Source organism: Streptomyces sp. AK08-02 (genome assembly GCF_033795085.1).
Classification (GTDB): domain Bacteria; phylum Actinomycetota; class Actinomycetes; order Streptomycetales; family Streptomycetaceae; genus Streptomyces; species Streptomyces echiniscabiei.
Genome location: NZ_JARAZV010000016.1, coordinates 234,707 through 254,739 on the forward strand (window position 1 = coordinate 234,707; position 20,033 = coordinate 254,739).

General features: G+C 68.9%; 16 protein-coding genes and 2 pseudogenes. 9 read left to right on the forward strand and 9 right to left on the reverse strand.

Annotation, left to right across the window (positions count from 1 at the left end; translation table 11 throughout):
* Nucleotides 1-88 precede the first annotated feature (88 nt).
* Entirely contained in the window at nt 89-2,524 is a 2,436-nt protein-coding gene (locus PV734_RS32050; protein ID WP_319092228.1) for a transglycosylase domain-containing protein, read from the forward strand.
* A gap of 67 nt (nt 2,525-2,591) precedes the next feature.
* Here the strand turns inward: PV734_RS32050 and PV734_RS32055 are convergent, their stop codons facing one another.
* The 4 genes from PV734_RS32055 to PV734_RS32070 all read right to left on the reverse strand — a co-directional run bounded on the left by PV734_RS32055 (nt 2,592) and on the right by PV734_RS32070 (nt 9,250).
* Nucleotides 2,592-4,652, reverse strand: coding sequence for a SpoIIE family protein phosphatase (locus PV734_RS32055; RefSeq protein ID WP_415924302.1), 2,061 nt, complete (start codon nt 4,650-4,652; stop codon nt 2,592-2,594).
* A 565-nt stretch (nt 4,653-5,217) separates the two neighbouring features.
* Nucleotides 5,218-5,910: a DUF402 domain-containing protein gene (locus PV734_RS32060; RefSeq protein ID WP_319092226.1), complete on the reverse strand. Its 693-nt coding sequence runs from the start codon at nt 5,908-5,910 to the stop codon at nt 5,218-5,220.
* Between the two features lie 73 nt (nt 5,911-5,983).
* Complete coding sequence (locus tag PV734_RS32065) at nt 5,984-7,396, reverse strand: class II fumarate hydratase (RefSeq protein ID WP_319092225.1); 1,413 nt, start codon at nt 7,394-7,396, stop codon at nt 5,984-5,986.
* 186 nt (nt 7,397-7,582) lie between these two features.
* Entirely contained in the window at nt 7,583-9,250 is a 1,668-nt protein-coding gene (locus tag PV734_RS32070; protein ID WP_319092224.1) for a fumarate hydratase, read from the reverse strand.
* Between the two features lie 203 nt (nt 9,251-9,453).
* Here PV734_RS32070 and PV734_RS32075 point away from each other — a divergent pair, with 203 nt between their 5' ends.
* Together PV734_RS32075 and PV734_RS32080 are read left to right on the forward strand one after the other, a co-directional pair.
* Nucleotides 9,454-10,161 (forward strand): DUF1707 domain-containing protein, encoded by a 708-nt coding sequence (locus PV734_RS32075; protein WP_319293142.1) that lies wholly within the window; start codon nt 9,454-9,456, stop codon nt 10,159-10,161.
* Between the two features lie 288 nt (nt 10,162-10,449).
* A complete protein-coding gene (locus PV734_RS32080) occupies nt 10,450-10,821 on the forward strand; it encodes a WhiB family transcriptional regulator (protein WP_059072941.1) in 372 nt (123 codons plus the stop codon).
* Nucleotides 10,822-10,880: 59 nt separating this feature from the next.
* Here the strand turns inward: PV734_RS32080 and glpX are convergent, their stop codons facing one another.
* Entirely contained in the window at nt 10,881-11,915 is a 1,035-nt protein-coding gene (gene glpX, locus PV734_RS32085; protein ID WP_319092222.1) for a class II fructose-bisphosphatase, read from the reverse strand.
* 128 nt (nt 11,916-12,043) lie between these two features.
* Between glpX and PV734_RS32090 the strand changes: the two genes are divergently transcribed.
* Nucleotides 12,044-12,574 (forward strand): DUF4245 domain-containing protein, encoded by a 531-nt coding sequence (locus PV734_RS32090; RefSeq protein ID WP_319092221.1) that lies wholly within the window; start codon nt 12,044-12,046, stop codon nt 12,572-12,574.
* 118 nt (nt 12,575-12,692) lie between these two features.
* Here the strand turns inward: PV734_RS32090 and PV734_RS32095 are convergent, their stop codons facing one another.
* From PV734_RS32095 to xseA, 3 genes are all read right to left on the reverse strand, one after another.
* Nucleotides 12,693-13,283 (reverse strand): malonic semialdehyde reductase, encoded by a 591-nt coding sequence (locus PV734_RS32095; RefSeq protein ID WP_319092220.1) that lies wholly within the window; start codon nt 13,281-13,283, stop codon nt 12,693-12,695.
* 151 nt (nt 13,284-13,434) lie between these two features.
* Nucleotides 13,435-13,698, reverse strand: a complete 264-nt coding sequence (locus tag PV734_RS32100) for an exodeoxyribonuclease VII small subunit (RefSeq protein ID WP_319293144.1) — start codon at nt 13,696-13,698, stop codon at nt 13,435-13,437.
* Between the two features lie 9 nt (nt 13,699-13,707).
* The gene (gene xseA / locus PV734_RS32105) at nt 13,708-14,934 is read right to left on the reverse strand and encodes an exodeoxyribonuclease VII large subunit (protein WP_319092218.1); all 1,227 of its coding nucleotides are present in this window, start codon (nt 14,932-14,934) and stop codon (nt 13,708-13,710) included.
* A 175-nt stretch (nt 14,935-15,109) separates the two neighbouring features.
* On the opposite strand from xseA, the gene PV734_RS32110 reads away from it, so the two are divergent.
* Both PV734_RS32110 and ppgK read left to right on the forward strand, forming a co-directional pair.
* Nucleotides 15,110-16,144 (forward strand): 4-hydroxy-3-methylbut-2-enyl diphosphate reductase, encoded by a 1,035-nt coding sequence (locus tag PV734_RS32110; protein ID WP_319092217.1) that lies wholly within the window; start codon nt 15,110-15,112, stop codon nt 16,142-16,144.
* A gap of 29 nt (nt 16,145-16,173) precedes the next feature.
* Complete coding sequence (ppgK, locus tag PV734_RS32115) at nt 16,174-16,920, forward strand: polyphosphate--glucose phosphotransferase (RefSeq protein WP_319092216.1); 747 nt, start codon at nt 16,174-16,176, stop codon at nt 16,918-16,920.
* Between the two features lie 56 nt (nt 16,921-16,976).
* On the opposite strand, the gene PV734_RS32120 is transcribed toward ppgK, so the two are convergent.
* Nucleotides 16,977-17,549, reverse strand: coding sequence for a DUF6542 domain-containing protein (locus PV734_RS32120; RefSeq protein ID WP_319092215.1), 573 nt, complete (start codon nt 17,547-17,549; stop codon nt 16,977-16,979).
* A 177-nt stretch (nt 17,550-17,726) separates the two neighbouring features.
* On the opposite strand from PV734_RS32120, the gene ychF reads away from it, so the two are divergent.
* The 3 genes and pseudogenes from ychF to PV734_RS45920 all read left to right on the forward strand — a co-directional run.
* Nucleotides 17,727-18,815, forward strand: a complete 1,089-nt coding sequence (gene ychF / locus PV734_RS32125; RefSeq protein ID WP_319293146.1) for a redox-regulated ATPase YchF — start codon at nt 17,727-17,729, stop codon at nt 18,813-18,815.
* A gap of 605 nt (nt 18,816-19,420) precedes the next feature.
* Nucleotides 19,421-19,678: pseudogene (locus tag PV734_RS32130) on the forward strand (transporter); the annotation flags it as partial.
* Between the two features lie 119 nt (nt 19,679-19,797).
* A pseudogene (locus PV734_RS45920) lies at nt 19,798-20,025 on the forward strand (site-specific integrase); the annotation flags it as partial.
* Nucleotides 20,026-20,033 lie beyond the last annotated feature (8 nt).

Sequence of the window (20,033 nt, forward strand, 5' to 3'; positions counted from 1 at the left end):
AGCTCGTCGTCTTATCCGCCGGTGTTAGTTTTCTGAGCTGACCTGAGCCATGAACCTGTGCGAAGTAGGAAGCGGAGCGAAGCGACCCATGGGACGAGCGGACGAGAGACGAGCGCGGCAGCATCGCGGTGGCCGCCGCGCGGCGCCCAGGAGCTCCTCCAGGGATGCCTCGACCGACACCGGGACCGGAACGGAAACCGGTACCGAGGGCGGGGTCGCGACCGCGACCGAGCCGGCGACCGGGGGCCGGGCGGCAAGCAGGGCGGCGGCGCGCGGCAAGAGCGCCAAGAAGGGCAAGAACGGCAACGAGGGTAAGAGTCTCCTGCGCCGCCTCTTCACCTGGAAGAAGATCCTCGGCGCGTTCTTCGGCTTCCTGCTGCTCGGTATGGGCGCCTTCGTCGTGCTCTATCTGATGATCGAGGTGCCCGTCGGCAACGCCGCCGCGGAGAAGCAGAGCAACATCTACAAGTACAGCGACGGCAACGTCCTCGCCCGCACCGGCACGGTCAACCGCGAGATCGTGGACCTGGACGAGGTCCCCAAGAAGGTCCAGCTGACCTTCGTCGCCGCCGAGAACAAGTCCTTCTACAAGGACGCCGGCGTCGACTTCAAGGGCACCGCCCGCGGTCTGATCAACACGCTGTCGGGCAAGGGCAAGCAGGGTGGTTCGACGATCACCCAGCAGTACGTCAAGAACTACTACCTGGAGCAGGACCAGACCATCACGCGCAAGCTGAAGGAACTGGTCATCTCGCTGAAGGTGGATCAGAAGAGGACCAAGGACTACATCCTCGCGGGCTACATCAACACCAACTACTACGGCCGCGACTCCTACGGCATCCAGGCCGCCGCGCAGGCCTACTACCGCGTCGACGCCAAGGACCTCAGCGTCGCGCAGGGCGCGTACCTCGCCGCGCTGCTCCAGGCGCCGAGCCAGTACGACTGGGCGGTCGCCTCCGACACCAGCAAGAAGCTCGTGACCGCCCGCTGGAACTACGTACTCGACAACATGGTCGGGGAGGGCTGGCTCAAGAAGTCCGAGCGCGACGCCATGAAGTTCCCGACGCCGCTGGAACCGAAGGGCGCCCCGGGTCTGGAGGGCCAGACCGGGTACCTCGTCGACGCCGCCAAGGCCCAGCTGGCCAGACAACTCGTCGCCCAGGGCTCGGCGGACGACATCGACAGCGCGAACGCACTGGTCGACAAGGGCGGTTGGACGATCACGCTCAACATCGACCGGAAGAAGCAGGCCGCGCTGGAGAGCGCAGTCAAGGGCCAGCTCACCAGCAAGCTCGACCCGAAGAAGCGCAAGGTGGACGGCAACGTCCAGGCCGGTGCGGTGTCCGTCGACCCGAAGACCGGGCGGGTGCTCGCGCTGTACGGCGGCACCGACTACTTCAAGCACTACATCAGCAACGCGACCCGGCGTGACTACCAGCCCGCGTCCACCTTCAAGCCGATCATCCTCGCGGCGGCCATGGAGGAGCAGGCACGTACGCAGGACGGCGACGTGATCAACCCGGACACGGTCTACGACGGCACCAGCGGCCGGCAGGTCGTCTCCGACGGCAAGAAGGTCGGCTTCGGCCCGCCGAACGAGGACGACGCGGACTACGGCGACGTCACCGTCCAGACCGCGATGAACAAGTCGATCAACTCGGTGTTCGCACAGATGGGCGTCGACGTCGGCATGTCCGAGGTCATGAAGGTCGCGGACGAACTCGGCCTGGACACCACCGGGTTGCAGGCGGTACCCGCGCAGACCCTGGGCACGATGGGCGCGAGCCCGATGGAGATGGCCGGCGTCTACGCCACCCTCGACAACCACGGCCGCAAGGTCACCCCGGCCATCGTGAAGTCGGCCGAACACAAGGACCGCACCGTCGAGTTCGACTCTCCGATCGGGAACCAGGTCATCAGCCCCGAGGCGGCCGACGCCGTCACGTCGGTGCTGACGGGCGTGGTCGACGACGGTACTGCCCGGGCCTCGGTGGCGCAGGCGGACAACCGCAAGGGCCAGCAGGTGGCCGGCAAGACGGGTACGTCCGACGAGAACAAGTCGGCCTGGTTCACCGGCTACACGCCCGGCATGGCCACCTCGGTCGGCCTGTTCGGCGAGGACACGAAGGCCAGAAAGCAGGTCAGCCTGAAGGGCGCCACGGGTCTCATCCCCGCGGGCGGTGGCCGGATCAACGGCGGTGGCTACCCGGCGAAGATCTGGGCGACGTACACCTTCGGCACGATGGGCAAGGTGACCAAGTTCGACCTGGACACCTCGTTCGGCGCGGGCGTGAAGCCCACGGCGTCACCGACGCCGACCCCGACCGACACGGGGTCACCGACACCTACGCCGACTCCGACGCCGACTCCCACCCCGACTCCGACGCCGACTCCTACGCCGACGCCGACTCCCACCCCGACTCCGACGCCGACTCCTACGCCGACGCCGACTCCCACGCCGACCCCGACGGGCGGGGCGGGGGGCATCACCCTGGAGCCGCCGGACCCGGGCGACGGTCAGTAGGCGGTACGAGAGAGGGCTCCCGGTGATCAGGTGATCACCGGGAGCCCTCTCTCGTACGCATGACCGCTCACGTCCGGCCCAGTTCGAACCAGACCACCTTCCCCGTGCTCAGCCGGGTCGCGCCCCAGCGCCGGGCCAGCCGGTTGACCAGATACAGTCCCCGGCCGCCCTCGTCCGTGGCCCGCGCCTGCCGCAGCCGCGGCAGCTGCGGCACGTCGTCGCCGACCTCGCAGCGCAGTACGTCGGTCCGCAGCAGCCGGAGGGTGATCGGCCGGGACGCGTAGCGCACCGCGTTGGTCACGACCTCGCTGACCAGCAGCTCCACCGAGTCCGTCATCTCCTCCAGACCCCAGCGGGACAGGGCACGCCGGGCGAGCCGGCGGGCTCGGCCGGGCGCCGCGTCCTCCGGGTCCAGGTACCAGTACGCGACGTCGCTCGGCGCGATGCCGTCGAAGCGGGCGGCGAGCAGCGCGATGTCGTCGTCCCGGTCGCCCGGGCCGAGCATGTCGAGCACCTCGTCGCACAGCGCTTCGAGGGGCGGCGGATGGTCCGGCCCGGTCAGCTGGGCGGTCGCGGCGAGTTTCTCGCGCAACTGCTCTATGCCGGTCCAGACGTCCCGCAGCCGGGACTCGACGAGCCCGTCCGTGTAGAGGAACAGGGTGGCGCCGGCGGGCGCGTCCAGTTCCACGGCCTCGAAGTCGACACCGCCGACCCCGATGGGCGCGCCGGACGGCACCTTGAGCACCTCGGCCCGGCCGCCCAGGTGCAGCAGGACGGGCGGCGGGTGGCCGGCGTTGGCGATGGTGATCCGGTGCGAGACCGGGTCGTACACCGCGTAGAGGCAGGTCGCCATGCGGTCCGTGCCGAGCCGCTGGGCCTGTTCGTCCAGGTGGTGCAGGACCTCCTGCGGGGGCAGGTCGAGCCCGGCGAGGGTCTGCGCGGTCGTCCGCAGCTGGCCCATGATGGCCGCGCTGGTCATGGAGTGCCCCATGACGTCGCCGACGACGAGCGCGACCCGGCTGCCGGGCAGCGGGATGGCGTCGTACCAGTCACCGCCGACGCGGGCCGTCTCGGCGGCCGGGAGATAACGGGACGCGAGCCGTACGCCGGTCGGGCGCGGCAGGGTCTCCGGCAGCATCGTGCGCTGCAGCTCGTCGGCGATGTAGGCCTCACGGCCGTACAGCACCGCCTTGTCGATGCCGAGGGCACTGTGGGTGGCGAGCTGGGCGGCGACCAGCAGATCGTCCGTCTCGAACGGGATCCGGTCCGGCCGGCGCAGGAACAGCGCGGCCCCGATGACGCGGCGCCTGCCGCGCAGCGGGGCGAGGATCGCGCGCTGGCCGTCCGGGACCTCCAGGTCGCAGCTCTCGCCGAGCAGTTCGGGCAGGGCCGCGCGGGCGGCGGGCGCGTCCGCGAAAACGGGCCGTACGCCCCGCAGCACCTCGGCGAGCGCGCCGCCGGGACGCACCTCGCACAGTTCGGCGCTGACCGGGGACAGCTCGGGCAGCGGCTGCGGGACGGCGGAGGTGGCCAGAAAGCCGTTCTCGGTGTCCCGTTCCTGCGGCAGCCGGTCGGTGCGGCGCAGCCGCAGCACCAGCGGGCCGGTGGGCCGCTCGTCGCCGACGGGCAGCGGATCGCGCAGATAGACGAGGATCGTGTCGGAGAACGTCGGCACGGTGGCCCGGCACAGCCCCATCACGATCTCGTCGAGGTCGATGCCGCGTGCGATCCGCCGGGTGGCCGCGCCGACGAACCGCAGCCGGTCGCCGTCCCGCCGCATCGGCAGGGGAGTGCCGGCGGTACTGCCCTGTCCGGAACGCCGCTCCCTGCCCGCGAGGTCGCTCGCGGCCGGGTCGGCGCTGTCGCCCTCGGCGGGGCCGTTCGGGCTCGGGTGGGTCTCCGTGGCGTGATGCTCCGTCGTGTGGTTCTCCGTGCCCGGGCGGCCCGTCTCGGCGCCCGGTTGGACCGGGATGCCGTCCGGCGCCGGACGCGGGCGGTGCGCGTCGGGTTCGGTCGAGGACGGCTGGTCGGACTGCGAGTGCTCCGGCCCGGGGGTGGCCGGGGGACCGGCGGGGTTGGGCCCCTTGGAGCCTGACGTACCGGTACCCGTACCCGAGCTGGATGCCATCGCGCCTGTTCCCGCCTCTGTTCCCGATGTTCCCGCGTCGTGCGCGGTCGTAGCGGCGCCGCCGACGGTCTCGGGGCTCTCGGAGCCTGTCCCGGGGCAGACCGCGGCCTCCGGTGCACCGGCGGCCCCTTTCTGCCCTGTCGTCTGCTTCGGCAGAGGCAGAGCCGCCGCCTCCGGGGAACGCAGCAGCGCCCCGCGGGTGTCCGCGGGGATGTCCGGCCGGCCGGTGCCCGGCCGAGGGCGCTCGTGCGAGGTGGGTTGCTCCGTCACGCGTGTCGAATCCATCCGTCCGGGGCTGCGCGTTGTACACGCAGTTGGTCCCGCCGACTTCCCGATACCCGGAATACGTGCCCCAGGAACGGAAAACCGGCGTGGTCAGAGGTTGTTCCTGATGCACCGGCGAGCCGTGTTCGACTCCGACCGGTGTTGCCCTCGTACCCCTCGCTCACGTCCTGCCGCCCCTCGGTGACGTATGGTCAGGCCCAGCGCATGTTCCGGGAGTTACGGTTGTGCGCCCTTGCGGAGGACGATCCTACGGTTGCGTACCGGGGGCGCATCAAGGGTCTCATGACGACATGTGCGCGGGCGTACGGTCCCAGTCCTCCGGCAGTGACGGTACAGCCCACGACGGATCCGGGCGCCAGTGCTGCCAGCCATCCGCGAACGGCGCCCCCCATGCCTGGATGACCTCCACCGCGGAACGCCCCGCTTTCCGTACCCTTTCGGCGAGTTGGGCGTCCATCAGACCGGCCTGCTGGGCCTGCGCGAACTCGTCCTCGTCGCGCCACTCCCAACTCCGGTCGGGATTCACGGTGATGTCGAGAAAGTGATCCTCGGAATCGACCCCGCCGGCCCAACGGGCAAGCGGCTCCTCCAGGTTCACGTACCAGTTCTTGAACTGCCAGCCCGGCTCCCAGAAAAGCCACACCGACCAGGGCTCGGCGGGTCGCGCCAGCTTCAGCACCCCGGTGCCGAACCAGCGGTCGCGCTGCACGGTCCGGGGCTTGGTGTACCGCGACTCCAGCGGCTCCACATGCACGGGTGTGCCGTCCGCCAGTACGGGCTTGACGCACTCGGTGCCCGGTGCCATCCACACCGCGAGAAGGTCGGAATCGTCCCGTACGACGGTGACGGGGCGCACGATGTGGAAGCGGTCCCCGGAGTTCTCACGGTATCGCCACAGGATCTGACTCCCGGGGGACCAGTACGCCGCTGATCCGCCCGCTTCCACTCGTCTCAACGCTCCGTCGTCTGCCATGAAGAGATATTAGGTGCCACAGGCATACGACGCCGCAGTGCGTGTCACGGTTCACGCCGGTGGCCGGATGACGTTACGGGCGCGTCATCCGCAGGACATCCAGCGCGCTGTCGAGCTGTTCGACGGAGAGATCACCACGCTCCACGTACCCGCCTTCCAGGACGACTTGGCGAATCGTCTTCTTCTCGGCCAGCGACTTCTTGGCGACCTTGGCCGCTTCCTCGTACCCGATGTACTTGTTGAGCGGCGTGACGACGGACGGCGAGGACTCGGCGTACTCGCGCGCCCGCTCCCGGTGGGCGACGATCCCGTCGACGGTCCGATCGGCGAGCAGCCGCGAGACGTTGGCGAGCAGCCGTACGGACTCGAGAACGTTCTTCGCGATCACCGGCAGCATGACATTGAGCTCGAAGTTGCCGGCCGCACCGGCGGTGGTGACGGTGAGGTCGTTGCCGATGACCTGCGCGGAGACCATCAGCACGGCCTCGGGGATCACGGGGTTGACCTTGCCGGGCATGATCGACGACCCCGGCTGGAGATCGGGCAGGCTGATCTCGGCGAGCCCGGTACGCGGTCCGGAGGCCATCCACCGCAGATCGTTGGCGATCTTGGTCAGCCCGACGGCGATCGTCCGCAGCTGTCCACTGGTCTCGACGATCCCGTCCCGCGCGCCCTGCGCCTCGAAGTGGTCGCGGGCCTCGGTGAGGGGCAGCCCGGTGGCGCGGGCGACTTCCTCGATCACGGCGGCGGAGAACCCGGGAGGCGTGTTGATCCCGGTCCCGACGGCGGTGCCACCGAGCGGCAGCTCGGCGAGCCGGGGCAGCGAGGCACGCAGCCGTTCCACGCCGTACCGCACCTGAGCCGCGTACCCACCGAACTCCTGCCCGAGGGTGACGGGCGTGGCGTCCATGAGATGCGTACGCCCCGACTTCACGACGTCGGCGAACTCCTCCGACTTGCGGGTGAGGGCGTCCGCGAGGTGGTCGAGGGCGGGGATCAGCTCACGGGTGACGGCGGCGGTGGCGGCGATGTGGATGGAGGAGGGGAACACGTCGTTGGACGACTGCGAGGCGTTGACGTGGTCATTGGGGTGTACGTCCCTGCCGAGCCGCTCACTGGCGAGGCTCGCGATGACCTCGTTGGCGTTCATGTTGGACGAGGTCCCGGAGCCGGTCTGGAACACGTCGACGGGAAAGTGCTCGTCCCAATGCCCCTCGGCGACCTCGTCCGCGGCCTCCTGAATGGCGTCGGCGATGTCCTTGTCGACCACACCGAGCTGGGCGTTGACCTTCGCGGCGGCACCCTTGATCCGGGCGAGCGCCTCGATGTGGGCCCGCTCGATACGTTGCCCGGAAACAGGAAAGTTCTCGACAGCACGCTGGGTCTGGGCCCGCCACCTGGCGTGGACGGGAACGCGGACCTCCCCCATGGAGTCGTGCTCGATGCGGTACTGCTGCGGATGCTGAGGCTGGTCGGGCGTAGTCATCGTCGTACCTCCGAAAGGCACAGCGTGACTCCGGAGGGACGTATTCCCGCAACTTTCCAGCCCAGGCCCACACCCTCAGCCTGTCCGGCGATTGAGGACGAGGCCCGTTCAGGGCCGGAGGGGGGTCTGGGGGCGCAGCCCCCAGGTTCAGGATGGGACGGGTAGGGGCGGCGGGGGCGAAAAAAACTACCCCAGCCCAGGCCCCCGCACGGGAATGCTCGTGAACACCGGCGCCGGCGCGGGATCCTGGAAGAAGTCGTTGCCCTTGTCGTCAACCACGATGAACGCCGGGAAGTCCTCGACCTCGATCTTCCACACCGCCTCCATCCCGAGCTCCTCGTACTCGACGACCTCGACCTTCTTGATGCAGTCCTGGGCGAGCCGCGCGGCCGGCCCCCCGATCGACCCGAGATAGAACCCACCGTGCGCGTCACACGCGCTGGTGACCTGCGCCGACCGGTTCCCCTTCGCCAGCATCACCTTGGACCCGCCCGCCGCCTGGAACTGCTCGACGTAGGAGTCCATACGCCCGGCCGTGGTCGGCCCGAACGACCCGGAGGCGTACCCCTCGGGCGTCTTCGCCGGCCCGGCGTAGTACACCGGGTGGTCCTTCAGGTACTGCGGCATCTCCTCGCCCGCGTCCAGCCGCTCCTTGATCTTGGCGTGCGCGATGTCCCGCGCCACGACCAGCGGGCCGGACAACGACAGCCGCGTCTTCACCGGGTACTTGGTCAGCTCGGCGAGGATGTCGTCCATCGGCTGGTTGAGGTCGATGCGGACCACGTCCGCCGCCTCGTCGAGGTGCTCGTCCGTCGTCTCCGGCAGGAACCGCGCCGGGTCGGTCTCCAACTGCTCCAGGAAGACACCCTCGGCCGTGATCTTCGCGACGGCCTGACGGTCGGCGGAGCAGGACACGGCGATGGCGACGGGGCAGGAGGCGCCATGCCTCGGCAGCCGCACCACGCGCACGTCGTGGCAGAAGTACTTGCCGCCGAACTGCGCGCCGATCCCGATCTTCTGCGTCAGCTCGAAGACCTTCTCCTCCAGCTCCTTGTCCCGGAAACCGTGCCCGAGCGGCGAACCCTCGGCCGGGATCTCGTCCAGGTAGTGCGCGGAGGCGTACTTCGCGGTCTTCAGCGCGTACTCGGCGCTCGTGCCGCCGACCACGATCGCCAGGTGGTACGGCGGACAGGCGGCCGTGCCCAGCGAACGGATCTTCTCCTCCAGGAACTTCATCATGGAGGCCTCGTTCAGAACGGCCTTCGTCTCCTGGTAGAGGAACGACTTGTTGGCCGAACCGCCGCCCTTGGCCATGAAGAGGAACTTGTAGGCGCCGCCGTCTGTGGCGTACAGCTCGATCTGGGCGGGCAGGTTGGAGCCGGTGTTCTTCTCCTCCCACATGGTGAGGGGAGCCATCTGCGAGTAGCGCAGGTTCAGGTTCAGGTAGGCGTCGTAGATGCCCTGGGACAGAGCTGCCTCGTCACCGCCCGTCGTGAGGACGTTCTGCCCACGCTTGCCCATGACGATGGCCGTACCGGTGTCCTGGCACATGGGGAGCACGCCGGCCGCCGCGATGTTGGCGTTCTTCAGCAGGTCCAGCGCCACGAACTTGTCGTTGCTCGACGCCTCGGGGTCGTCGATGATGCGCCGCAGCTGCGCCAGGTGGGCGGGCCGCAGATAGTGCTGGATGTCGTGGATGGCCTCGGCGGCGAGCTTGCGCAGCGCCTCCGGCTCGACCTTGAGGAACGTCCGCCCGTCGGCCTCGAAGGTGGAGACACCCTCGGAGGTCACCAGCCGGTACGGGGTGGTGTCCTCTCCCATGGGGAGCAGATCGGTGTACGCGAACTCAGGCATCTCGCCCATTCCTCACTCGACGAAGACAGCGGCCTGCCTTCATCGGCGGGCGCCCACCAGGGTATGACCTGCCGGACGGGAACAGCTTGTTAGGTAAGACTCACTTGAGAGGGGGTCGGCTCGAACGAGACCGTCCGCCGTTGGTCTGTCATATCCATCCACACCCCTAGTCGCGATCTATCGCGTTTGGGTACGCTGCTTCCGTGGACCTTCAGAAGCACACCGAACCGCGCGTCGACGAACTCCGCGCGTCGGACGCCGACCGTGACCGCATCGCGGACCTGCTGCGCGAGGCGCTGGCCGAGGGCCGTCTCACGCCAGACGAGCACGCCGAGCGCGTCGAGGGCGTCCTGAGCGCCAAGACGGTCGGCGAACTGGAGGTCTTCGTACGGGACCTCCCCGCCGGCCACCAGCCCCACCCGTCCCACGCGCCCCGGGCCACCGGGTGGGGATACGCCCCGGCCCCCAACCACCCCACCCCGGGCGCGATCCCGCTCGACCCGGACGACAACGTGGTGGCGGTCTTCAGCAGCGCCGTCCGCAAGGGCCGCTGGCGCGCGGGCCGCCGTATGCACGCGTACGCGATCTTCGGCAGCGTCGAGATCGACCTCAGCGAGGCGATGTTCGAGCACCAGCAGGTGGTGATCAAGGCGATCTCGGTCTTCGGCAACGTCGAGATCCGCGTCCCGGAGAACGTCTCGCTGCGCGGCACGGGCGGCGGTGTCCTCGGCAACTTCGAGGTGAGCACGCTGGATTCGGGTGATCCCGACGCGCCCGTGGTCTTCGTGGACGGGCTGGCCATACTCGGCAACGTCGAGGCGAAGCCCAAGCGCGGCAAGATGATCGAGGACATCCTCGACCGGGTCTCGCGCAAGGTCGACAAGGGTTTGCGCAAACACCTGGGTCATTGACGGTTGTGAATTCGGTCGCACCCGAAGGGATTCGGTCAGGTCGCGACACCTCGGCAGTGCGCTGGAGTCTCAGCGGTCGAGAACTCAGTGCATAGGCGCGCGCACAGCGGGTAGGGCTTGCTGCATCGTCTCTTGGAGGGTGCCGTGGGCTTCACGCGGAACCCGGTACGCCCGGCATGCGCGCGCCTTGCGATCGCACGCACCGGACGTTCCGGACCCGTCGCCCCGGCCCACGTGGGCCCCACGGCTCCCTCCAGCTCGCGAAGAAGCCGTCGTCAGGAGTAGACCGTGCTGCAACCGCCGCATTCGTCCCTGCAGGTCGCCGCCGTTCCGCCCCAGCGGGTGCCAGTGCGGGAGAGGGACCAGGACGCCCCGTGGCACACCGAGGCGGTGTGCCGGCGCGACGAGGCGGGTCTCTTCTTCGCCCCGTCCAAGGAACCGACCGCGGCCCGGCTCTCCCGGGAGCAGGCGGCCAAGCGGGTGTGCGGTGGCTGTCCGGTCATGGTCGAGTGCCGAGAACACGCACTGCTGCAACCCGAGCCGTACGGCGTCTGGGGCGGCCTCACCGCCGCCGAGCGCCGCGTGGTCCTGGCCAGGCGCCGCCGCCGCGAAATGGAACTCAACAAGGCCGCACGCGGCCCGATAGCCGCAGCCGGCTGACCTCACCCGGTCATGGCCGAGGGCGCCCCTCCGCACAAAGGGCGCCCTCCGCGCGATGGTTACTTGGCGCGATCGAAGTCGATCGCGCTGTACGCCCTCAGCTTGCTGAGCCGGTGCTCGGACGAGATCTGCCGCACCGTCCCGGACTTCGACCGCATCACGATCGACTCCGTCGTCGCCGTCTCCGACCGATAGCGAACCCCTCGCAGCAACTCACCGTCGGTGATCCCGGTGGCGACGAAGAAGACGTTCTCGCCGGAGACCAGGTCGTCGGTCGTCAGCACGCGGTCGAGATCGTGCCCCGCGTCCACCGCCCGCTGCCGCTCCTGGTCGTCCTTCGGCCACAGCTTGCCCTGGATGGTGCCGCCGAGGCACTTCACGGCACAGGCCGAGATGATGCCCTCGGGCGTACCGCCGATGCCCAGCAGCAGATCGACGCCGGTGCCCTCGCGCAGGGCGAGGATCGAACCGGCGACATCGCCGTCCGAGATCAGCTTCATACGAGCGCCGGTCTCCCGGATCTCCTTGATGATGCCGACATGGCGCGGCCGGTCGAGGATGACGACGGTGACGTCCTCGGGCGTGACCCGCTTGGCCTTGGCGACCCGGCGGATGTTCACGGAGACGGGCGCGTTGATGTCGACGAAGTCGGCGGCGTCCGGCCCGGTGACCAGCTTGTCCATGTAGAAGACCGCGGACGGGTCGAACATCGACCCGCGGTCGGCCGCCGCGAGGACCGCGATGGCGTTGGTCATGCCGTTGGCGGTCAGGGTCGTACCGTCGATCGGGTCGACGGCGATGTCGCACTCGGGCCCGGTCCCGTCGCCGACCTGCTCGCCGTTGAACAGCATGGGCGCCTCGTCCTTCTCGCCCTCTCCGATGACGACGACGCCGTTCATCGAGACGGTCGAGACGAGGGTCCGCATGGCGCGTACCGCGGCACCATCGGCGCCGTTCTTGTCACCGCGGCCGACCCAGCGGCCCGCTGCCATCGCGGCGGCCTCGGTCACGCGGACGAGTTCCAGGGCGAGGTTGCGGTCGGGGGCCTCGGAGGGGACTTCGAGTTCGGACGGCAGATGATGATGCTCGGTCATCGAGACGCACCTTTCTGATACGGCGACGGCCGGATGAGGGTGTGGGTCCCGACTCTATCTCCAGGCAGACAAAATGAGCAGGGGGCCCCACGGATGAGCGGGCGGGTGCACCTGCGACGATGGGGGGCGTGGCAGGTTCGAACGGCAAGACCGGCAAGCAGAAGTCGGCCCGGGACATGATTCTTTCCCTGGGCCTCATCAGTCTCGCGGCGGGAGTGATCTATGTCTTCGTCCCGCACGACGACTCCGCTCCCGACCTCAAAAGGGTCGACTACCGCGTCGAGTTGTTGACGGCCCGCCGCGCGGCGAGTTACCCGGTGGCCGCGCCCCAGGGCCTGCCGGCCGACTGGAAGGCGACGTCGGTGCGTTTCTCCGGCGACAACTTCGACGCGTGGCACCTGGGTTTCCACGACTCCGAGGGTGAGTACGTGGCGGTGGAGCAGTCCGCTCAGAAGCCGTCCGTCTTCATCGACGAAGCCACCCAGAAGGCCAGGGAGACAAAGGTCACCCAGCGCATCGGTGACGCGACGTGGACGCGGTACGAGGGCGAGAAGTACGACGCGCTGGTGCTGCGCGAGAAGGGCTCCACCACGGTGGTGGCGGGCACGGCGCCGTTCGACCGCCTGACGAAGATGGCCCAGGCGCTGAAGACGACGTAGCGGACCGGGCAGGTGTGACAGGTGTGGCAGGTATGACCGAGGCCCCCGGCTTGAGCCGGGGGCCTCGGTCATGGACGCGTCGTTGTGCGCCGGTGCGTCCTTGTCGGACGTCAGGACGTCAGACGGTCGTGATGACCTCGTCGTATGCCAGGCGGGGGGAGCGCGGGTACCAGGCGTCGGGGCCCGGCTTGCCGATGTTGACGACCATCAGCGGGGTGTGGTCGCCGTCCAGGAACTCCTTCTGGACGCCCGCGAAGTCGAGACCGGTCATCGGGCCGGCGGCGAGGCCGGCGGCACGCACGCCGATGATGAAGTACGCGGCCTGCAGGGCGGCGTTGAGCCCGGCGGCACCCTCACGGGCGGAACGCTCGCTGAAGAAGAGGTCCTTGGCCTGGGGGAAGGCCGGGAGGAGGGCCGGCAGCTCCTCGTGGAACTCGTTGTCCGCGGAGAGGATCGCGACCAGCGGCGCCGTGGCGGTCTTCGCCTGGTTGCCCTCGGCCATGTGCTGCACGAGGCGCTCGCGGGCCTCGGCGGAGCGGACCAGGGTGATGCGCAGCGGGGTCTGGTTGAACGCGGTCGGGCCGTACTTGACCAGGTCGTAGATCGCCTGCATCTGCTCGTCCGACACCGGCTCGTCGGTGAAGGTGTTCGCGGTACGGGCCTCGCGGAACAGGAGGTCCTGGGCGGCGGGGTCAAGAACGAGAGACATGGCAGACCTTCTGTAGACGTGCTGTAGACGTGCGTCGGATCCGGTGGGATCGGCTGACGACACCGACAGTACAAAAAAGAAGTTCAAGGTTCAACAAAGGGCGGTGGATGGTGATCCTCTTCACAGAAAACGAGACGGGACCACCAGCGGATCACTCGGAGCCGGAGCCGGAGCCGGAGCCGGAGCCGTCCTCCTCGCCGTCCCCCGCCGTCGAGCCCTCGGCCAGCGCGGCGTCGAGCCGCTTGCGCGCGCCCTCCAGCCACTGCCGGCACACCTTGGCCAGCTCCTCGCCGCGCTCCCAGAGGGCGAGGGACTCCTCCAGCGTCGTACCGCCCACCTCCAGCCGCCGTACGACCTCGATCAGCTCGTCCCGCGCCTGCTCGTAGCCGAGCGCCTCACTCACGTTGCTGGTCATGGGCACACCCTAAACATCGACAACATCGGCAACATCGACTCGAACAGTGAACTCACCCTCGGCGACCCGTGCCCGCAAAGGCTCGTCGGCCGCCACCTCACCCGGATCCCGGACCACGTGCCCGTCGGCCTGTTGCAGCACCGCGTACCCGCGCCGCAGGGTCGCGGCGGGGGAGAGGCCCACCACGCGCGCGTGGGTGTGCGACAGCTCGGAATCGGCGCGGTCGAGGAGATGGCCGAGGGTGCGCCGCGCCCGTTCGGTGAGGGAGGCGACGTGGTCGGCCCGCTCGTCGATCATCCGGTGCGGATCCTCCATGGCGGGCCGGGCCAGGGCGTGCGCCAGCCCGCGCTCCTCCCGCTCGACGAAGGTGTGGACGGAACGCCGGGCCCGGTCGAGCAGCAACCGCACCCGCTCGTACTCCTCGCCCACGTCGGGCACGACCTTCTTGGCGGCGTCCGTGGGAGTGGAGGCCCGCAGATCCGCCACGTAGTCGAGGAGCGGATGGTCCGGTTCGTGTCCGATGGCGGAGACGACGGGCGTACGACAGGCGGCGACCGCCCGTACGAGCTGCTCGTCGGAGAAGGGCAGCAGGTCCTCCACGCTTCCGCCGCCCCGCGCCACGACGATCACATCCACCTCGTCGAGATCGTCCAGCTCCTTCACGGCCTGGACGACCTGCGATACGGCGTGCACGCCCTGCACGGCGACGTTGCGCACCTCGAAACGGACGGCGGGCCAGCGCCGGCGGGCGTTCTCCAGGACGTCCCGCTCGGCGGCGGAGGCGCGCCCGCACACGAGCCCGACGAGGTGGGGCAGAAAGGGCAGCGCCTTCTTCCGGTCGGCGGCGAACAGCCCCTCGTTGCCCAGGGCCTTCTTCAACTGCTCCAGCCGGACGAGCAGTTCCCCGACCCCGACCGGCCGTATCTCGGTGGCCCGCAGCGACAACTGCCCTCGCGGCGCATACCACTCGGGCTTGGCGAGGACGACGACACGGGCCCCCTCGCTCACCACGTCGGCGATGCTGTCGAACACCTGCCGATAGCAGGTGACGGCCACGGAGATGTCGTGCGAGGGGTCACGCAGCGTCAGAAACACCACGCCGGCGCCCGGCCGCCGCGACAACTGGGTGATCTGCCCCTCGACCCACACGGCGCCGAGCCGGTCGATCCACCCCCCGATGAGCCGCGACACCTCGCCGACGGGCAGCGGAGCGTCAGCGGACGTGTTGAGAGCCATACGCCGAGACTATCGGCGACCACTGACATCGCCGGGCAGGCTCCTTTTCCATTCAGCGCGGGCCCGCCCCGGCAGCCCGTCCGGCGATTGAGGGCGAGCGCGTCCAGCGCGAAAGGGGGTCCGGGGGCGTAGCCCCCAGGTGCACGATCGTTGCCGCGCGGAGCGCGGCCTTACGATGGTTCACATGACCGCTTCGCCTGGCCGCCGTGTCCTGCTCGCCGCCCCCCGGGGCTACTGCGCCGGCGTGGACCGCGCCGTGATCGCCGTCGAGAAGGCCCTCGAACAGTACGGGGCCCCCATCTACGTCCGGCACGAGATCGTGCACAACAAATACGTCGTACAGACCCTCGAGAAGAAGGGCGCGATCTTCGTCGAGCGGACCGCGGAGGTCCCCGAGGGGTCCATCGTCATGTTCTCCGCGCACGGTGTCGCCCCCGTCGTCCACGACGAGGCCGCCGCCGGCAGGCTCGCGACCATCGACGCGACCTGCCCCCTCGTCACCAAGGTCCACAAGGAAGCCGTCCGCTTCGCGAGCGAGGACTACGACATCCTCCTGATCGGGCACGAGGGCCACGAGGAGGTCATCGGCACCTCCGGCGAGGCCCCCGACCACATCACGCTGGTCGACGGACCGAAGGACGTCGCCAAGGTCGAGGTCCGCGACCCGTCGAGGGTCGTCTGGCTGTCCCAGACAACTCTCTCCGTGGACGAGACGATGGAGACCGTCGACGCCCTCAAGGAGAAGTTCCCACAGCTCATCTCCCCGCCCAGCGACGACATCTGCTACGCCACCCAGAACCGCCAGCTCGCGGTGAAGCAGATGGGCGAGGAGGCGGAACTGGTGATCGTCGTCGGCTCCAAGAACTCCTCGAACTCGGTCCGGCTGGTCGAGGTCGCGAAGCTCGCCGGCTCCCGCGAGGCGTACCTCGTGGACTTCGCCGACGAGATCGACGAGGCCTGGCTGGACGGCGTGTCGACGGTCGGCGTCACCTCGGGCGCGTCGGTTCCCGAGATCCTCGTCGAGCAGGTCCTGGAGTGGCTGTCGCAGCGCGGCTTCGAGGACGTGGAGCTCGTCAAGGCGGCCGAGGAGTCCATCACGTTCTCGCTGCCGAAGGAGCTGCGCCGCGACCTGCGCGCGGAGGCGGCGGCCCTGGTCGCCCAGCGCAAGGGCGAGGCCCCCGCTGCCGTGATCACCCCCTCGGGTGAGTGACTGTCAGTCCCACGCCGTAACGTAGAGCCATGCACATCTTCGGCGTGGACATCGGTGGGTCAGGGATCAAGGGCGCCCCTGTGGACCTGGACAGGGGCGACCTCGCGGAGGAGCGCTTCAAGGTGCTGACCCCGCACCCGGCCACCCCCGACGCGGTGGCGGACGGCGTGAAGGAGGTCGTCGACCACTTCGGGTGGACGGGCCCGGTCGGGATCACGTTCCCGGGTGTGGTCACGGGCGGCTCGACGATCCGTACGGCGGCGAACGTCGACAAGAACTGGATCGACACGGACGCGCGCGCGTTGCTGAGCGACCGCCTGGGCGGCCTCCCGGTGACGGTGCTCAACGACGCGGACGCGGCGGGCGTCGCCGAGATGCAGTTCGGCGCGGGCCGCGACCGCAGAGGCACGGTCGCCCTCCTCACCTTCGGCACGGGCATCGGCAGCGCCCTCTTCGTCGAGGGCGTCCTGGTCCCGAACACGGAACTGGGCCACCTCGAACTGCACGGCCACGACGCGGAGACCCGGGCGTCCACCAAGGCCAAGGACGACAACGAACTGACCTGGGAGCACTGGGCCCACCGCGTCCAGAAGTACCTGGCCCATGTGGAGATGCTGTTCTCACCCGAGCTCTTCATCATCGGCGGCGGCGTCAGCCGCAAGTCGCAGAAATTCCTGCCGCTGATCGAGGGCATCAGGGCGGAGATCGTCCCCGCCGAGCTGCAGAACAACGCCGGGATCGTGGGCGCGGCGATGCGGGCGGCCAAGGAGTCTTAAGCGAGAGTTTTGGCCCCTCTTGGTCCCCGGCAGGCCAGGGAACCGAGGGGGGCGACTCACACCGGCGTACGGGGCGTCCGTCCCGGTCGCCGGTTCATCAGGCGGATCTTCCGAACGGTCGCGATGACACCCGCGACGAGCGTCCCCCCGTACAGCCAGCCGGCCTCGGTGGCGAGCGCGGTGACGATGCCCATGAGGTGGGAGAAGAGCCCGCCGTCGCCGTCGGCCACGGGCAGCAGGCCCACGGTGAAGGCGATGGGGACGACGACCGGCGCGAGCACCAGGTCGGCGCCCCGTACCCAGGCCGCGGTCAGCGCGCACACCGGCAGGAACAGCACTCCGTACGCCGTCAGGGACGCCCCGAACAGCAACTGGTCGAGACAGCCGAGCGCGAACATCACCGCGGTACAGAACAGCCCGCCGCCGAGCCCGGTGAGCCGGGGGTCGGGCATCCGGCGCAGGGCCCGCACGACCGGCGGGGCGGAGCACCGCGCGGTGTCCGGCGGACGCCGGGATCCGGCCGCCGCCTGCCCGCCGACACGACCGCCGCGCGGGGCCGCCGAGGCGCCGGGGCCGGGCCGGGCGGGGCCGGAGTGCGGGGGACGGTGTCGGATCCTGTGTTGCTCCACTGGACCAACCTAGGTCGGCCCGTACACGGAACAGCCCCTCAGACACGCCGACACGGAGAGTCTCGGACAGACCTTGTCCAAGCGTTCGATACGGCGCCGGGTGGGGGGTGCGTCAGCCCGTAGACTGAGGGATCGTCTCCACCCTCCTCACCCTCCTCTCGTACGGGAAGTCGCAACGTGTCGCTCACGATCGGAATCGTCGGTCTGCCGAATGTCGGCAAGTCGACCATGTTCAACGCCCTGACCAAGAACGACGTGCTGGCGGCCAACTACCCGTTCGCCACGATCGAACCGAACGTCGGCGTGGTCGGCGTCCCGGACGCGCGCCTGACGAAACTGGCCGAGATCTTCTCCTCCCAGAAGATCCTTCCGGCGACCGTCGACTTCGTCGACATCGCGGGCATCGTGAAGGGCGCCTCGGAGGGCGAGGGTCTGGGCAACAAGTTCCTCGCGAACATCCGCGAGTCGGACGCGATCTGCCAGGTCATCCGCGCCTTCCAGGACGAGAACGTCGTACACGTCGACGGCAAGGTCTCGCCGAAGGACGACATCGAGACGATCAACACCGAGCTGATCCTCGCGGACCTCCAGACGATCGAGAAGGTCCTGCCGCGCCTCCAGCGGGAGTCGCGCATCAAGAAGGACATCGGACCGAAGGTCGCCGCGGTCGAGGCGGCGAAGGAGATCCTGGAGAAGGGCGACACGCTCTTCTCGCAGGGCATCGTCCAGGGCTCCGGCAACGAGGAACTCCTCCACGACCTGCACCTCCTCACCACCAAGCCCTTCCTCTACGTCTTCAACGTCGACGAGGACGAACTGGTCGACGAGGCTTTCAAGGCCGAGCAGCGCGCCCTGGTCGCCCCCGCCGAGGCGATCTTCCTCAACGCCAAGCTGGAGGCGGACCTCGCCGAGCTCGACGAGGCGGAGGCCATGGAGCTCCTGGAGTCGGTCGGCGTCGAGGAGCCCGGCATGGCGACCCTGGCCCGCGTCGGCTTCGACACCCTGGGCCTGCAGACCTATCTGACGGCCGGCCCGAAGGAATCCCGCGCCTGGACCATCAAGAAGGGCGCCACCGCCCCCGAGGCCGCCGGAGTCATCCACACCGACTTCCAGAAGGGCTTCATCAAGGCGGAGGTCATCTCCTTCGACGACCTGGTGGAAACGGGCTCGGTCGCCGAGGCCCGCGCCAAGGGCAAGGCCCGTATGGAGGGCAAGGAGTACGTGATGCAGGACGGGGACGTTGTCGAGTTCCGGTTCAACGTGTAGCGGGTCACTTAGCATGGCTTAACTGATCTTGCAAACCTGCAGGTGAGATGGGGTCTGTCTTCTCAAGGGCAGGCCCCTTTTCTGTTCCCGTGCTGACTTGGTGCTGACCTGCGAGCACCCCTCTTCACCCCTCATCACCCCTCCCGTGCTGGTTCTGTGCTGACCCATGGGCTGTAGCTCCGCATGGGAAGGCGGATGTGGTCAGGAAGACCCGCGTACGACAGCGCAGCCGGAAGCGAAGACTGCGCGCGCGGCAAGGGAAGCGCCTGCACTGGCAGGGGACCTCGTTCTCCGTGCCCGCTCCACGCGCCGTCACCGGTGACGGGTTCCCATGCATTTGATGGCGCGACTGTCCCTGGTAGTGCTCCGCTGTGTGAGTATCCACCCGACCATGGGCCCTGACCTGCGTAAACCCGACCTTCTAGCGCCGTCCCCGGCAACGCGGGGGACACATGGGGGAACCGTAGATCCCTGGCGGCGGGGGGACGCAAGCGCCCGGATAAGCCGTACGTAGCTTCTCACGCCATCTCCACAGGACCGAAGCCCTTCGTGGAAACAATCCAGCCCCGCTCGGCGTTTGTGATCTCCGAGCCGAGGAGGGGAAGGTGTCGGGCCTGAAGCTGTTCCACACGACGAAGGACGGCGTGACCGAGGTAATGCCGCGTCTGGCCGAGGAAGAGGCCGATGTGCAGGACCTCATCGAGGCGAACATGGAGACCATGCTCGGGGTGCGGTTCCTGGCGAGCGAGTACAGCACTGGCCCCGTCCATGGCGGGCGCATCGATTCGCTGGGCATTGACGAGAACAACGCGCCCGCGATCGTGGAATACAAGCGTGGTACTGACGCAGACCTGTTGACTGAACTAGTAGCGGAGTTTCCGCAGGTCAGTGACCTGATGGCGGAAGCGTCGTTGATTCGGCCATGGAGGCATCGCGAGACCTGGCGGCCCTGTCTGTCCCTCTGGTCGGGGAACTGGTGGCCATGGATGATCCGTGGGATCCCTATAGGCTCATCGACCCCGCCGGGGATCCGGTTGAAGGAGCGCGCGCATTCCTGCGGGACTTGCAAGGAGCTGGTCGCTCGGCGGCGACGGCCCGTTCCTACGGGATGGACCTGCTGCGCTGGTTCCGCTTCCTCTGGGCTGTCGAGGTGCCGTGGGCCCGAGCGAGCCGGCTCGAGGCGAGGGACTTCTCCCGCTGGCTTCAAGTCGCCGGCCA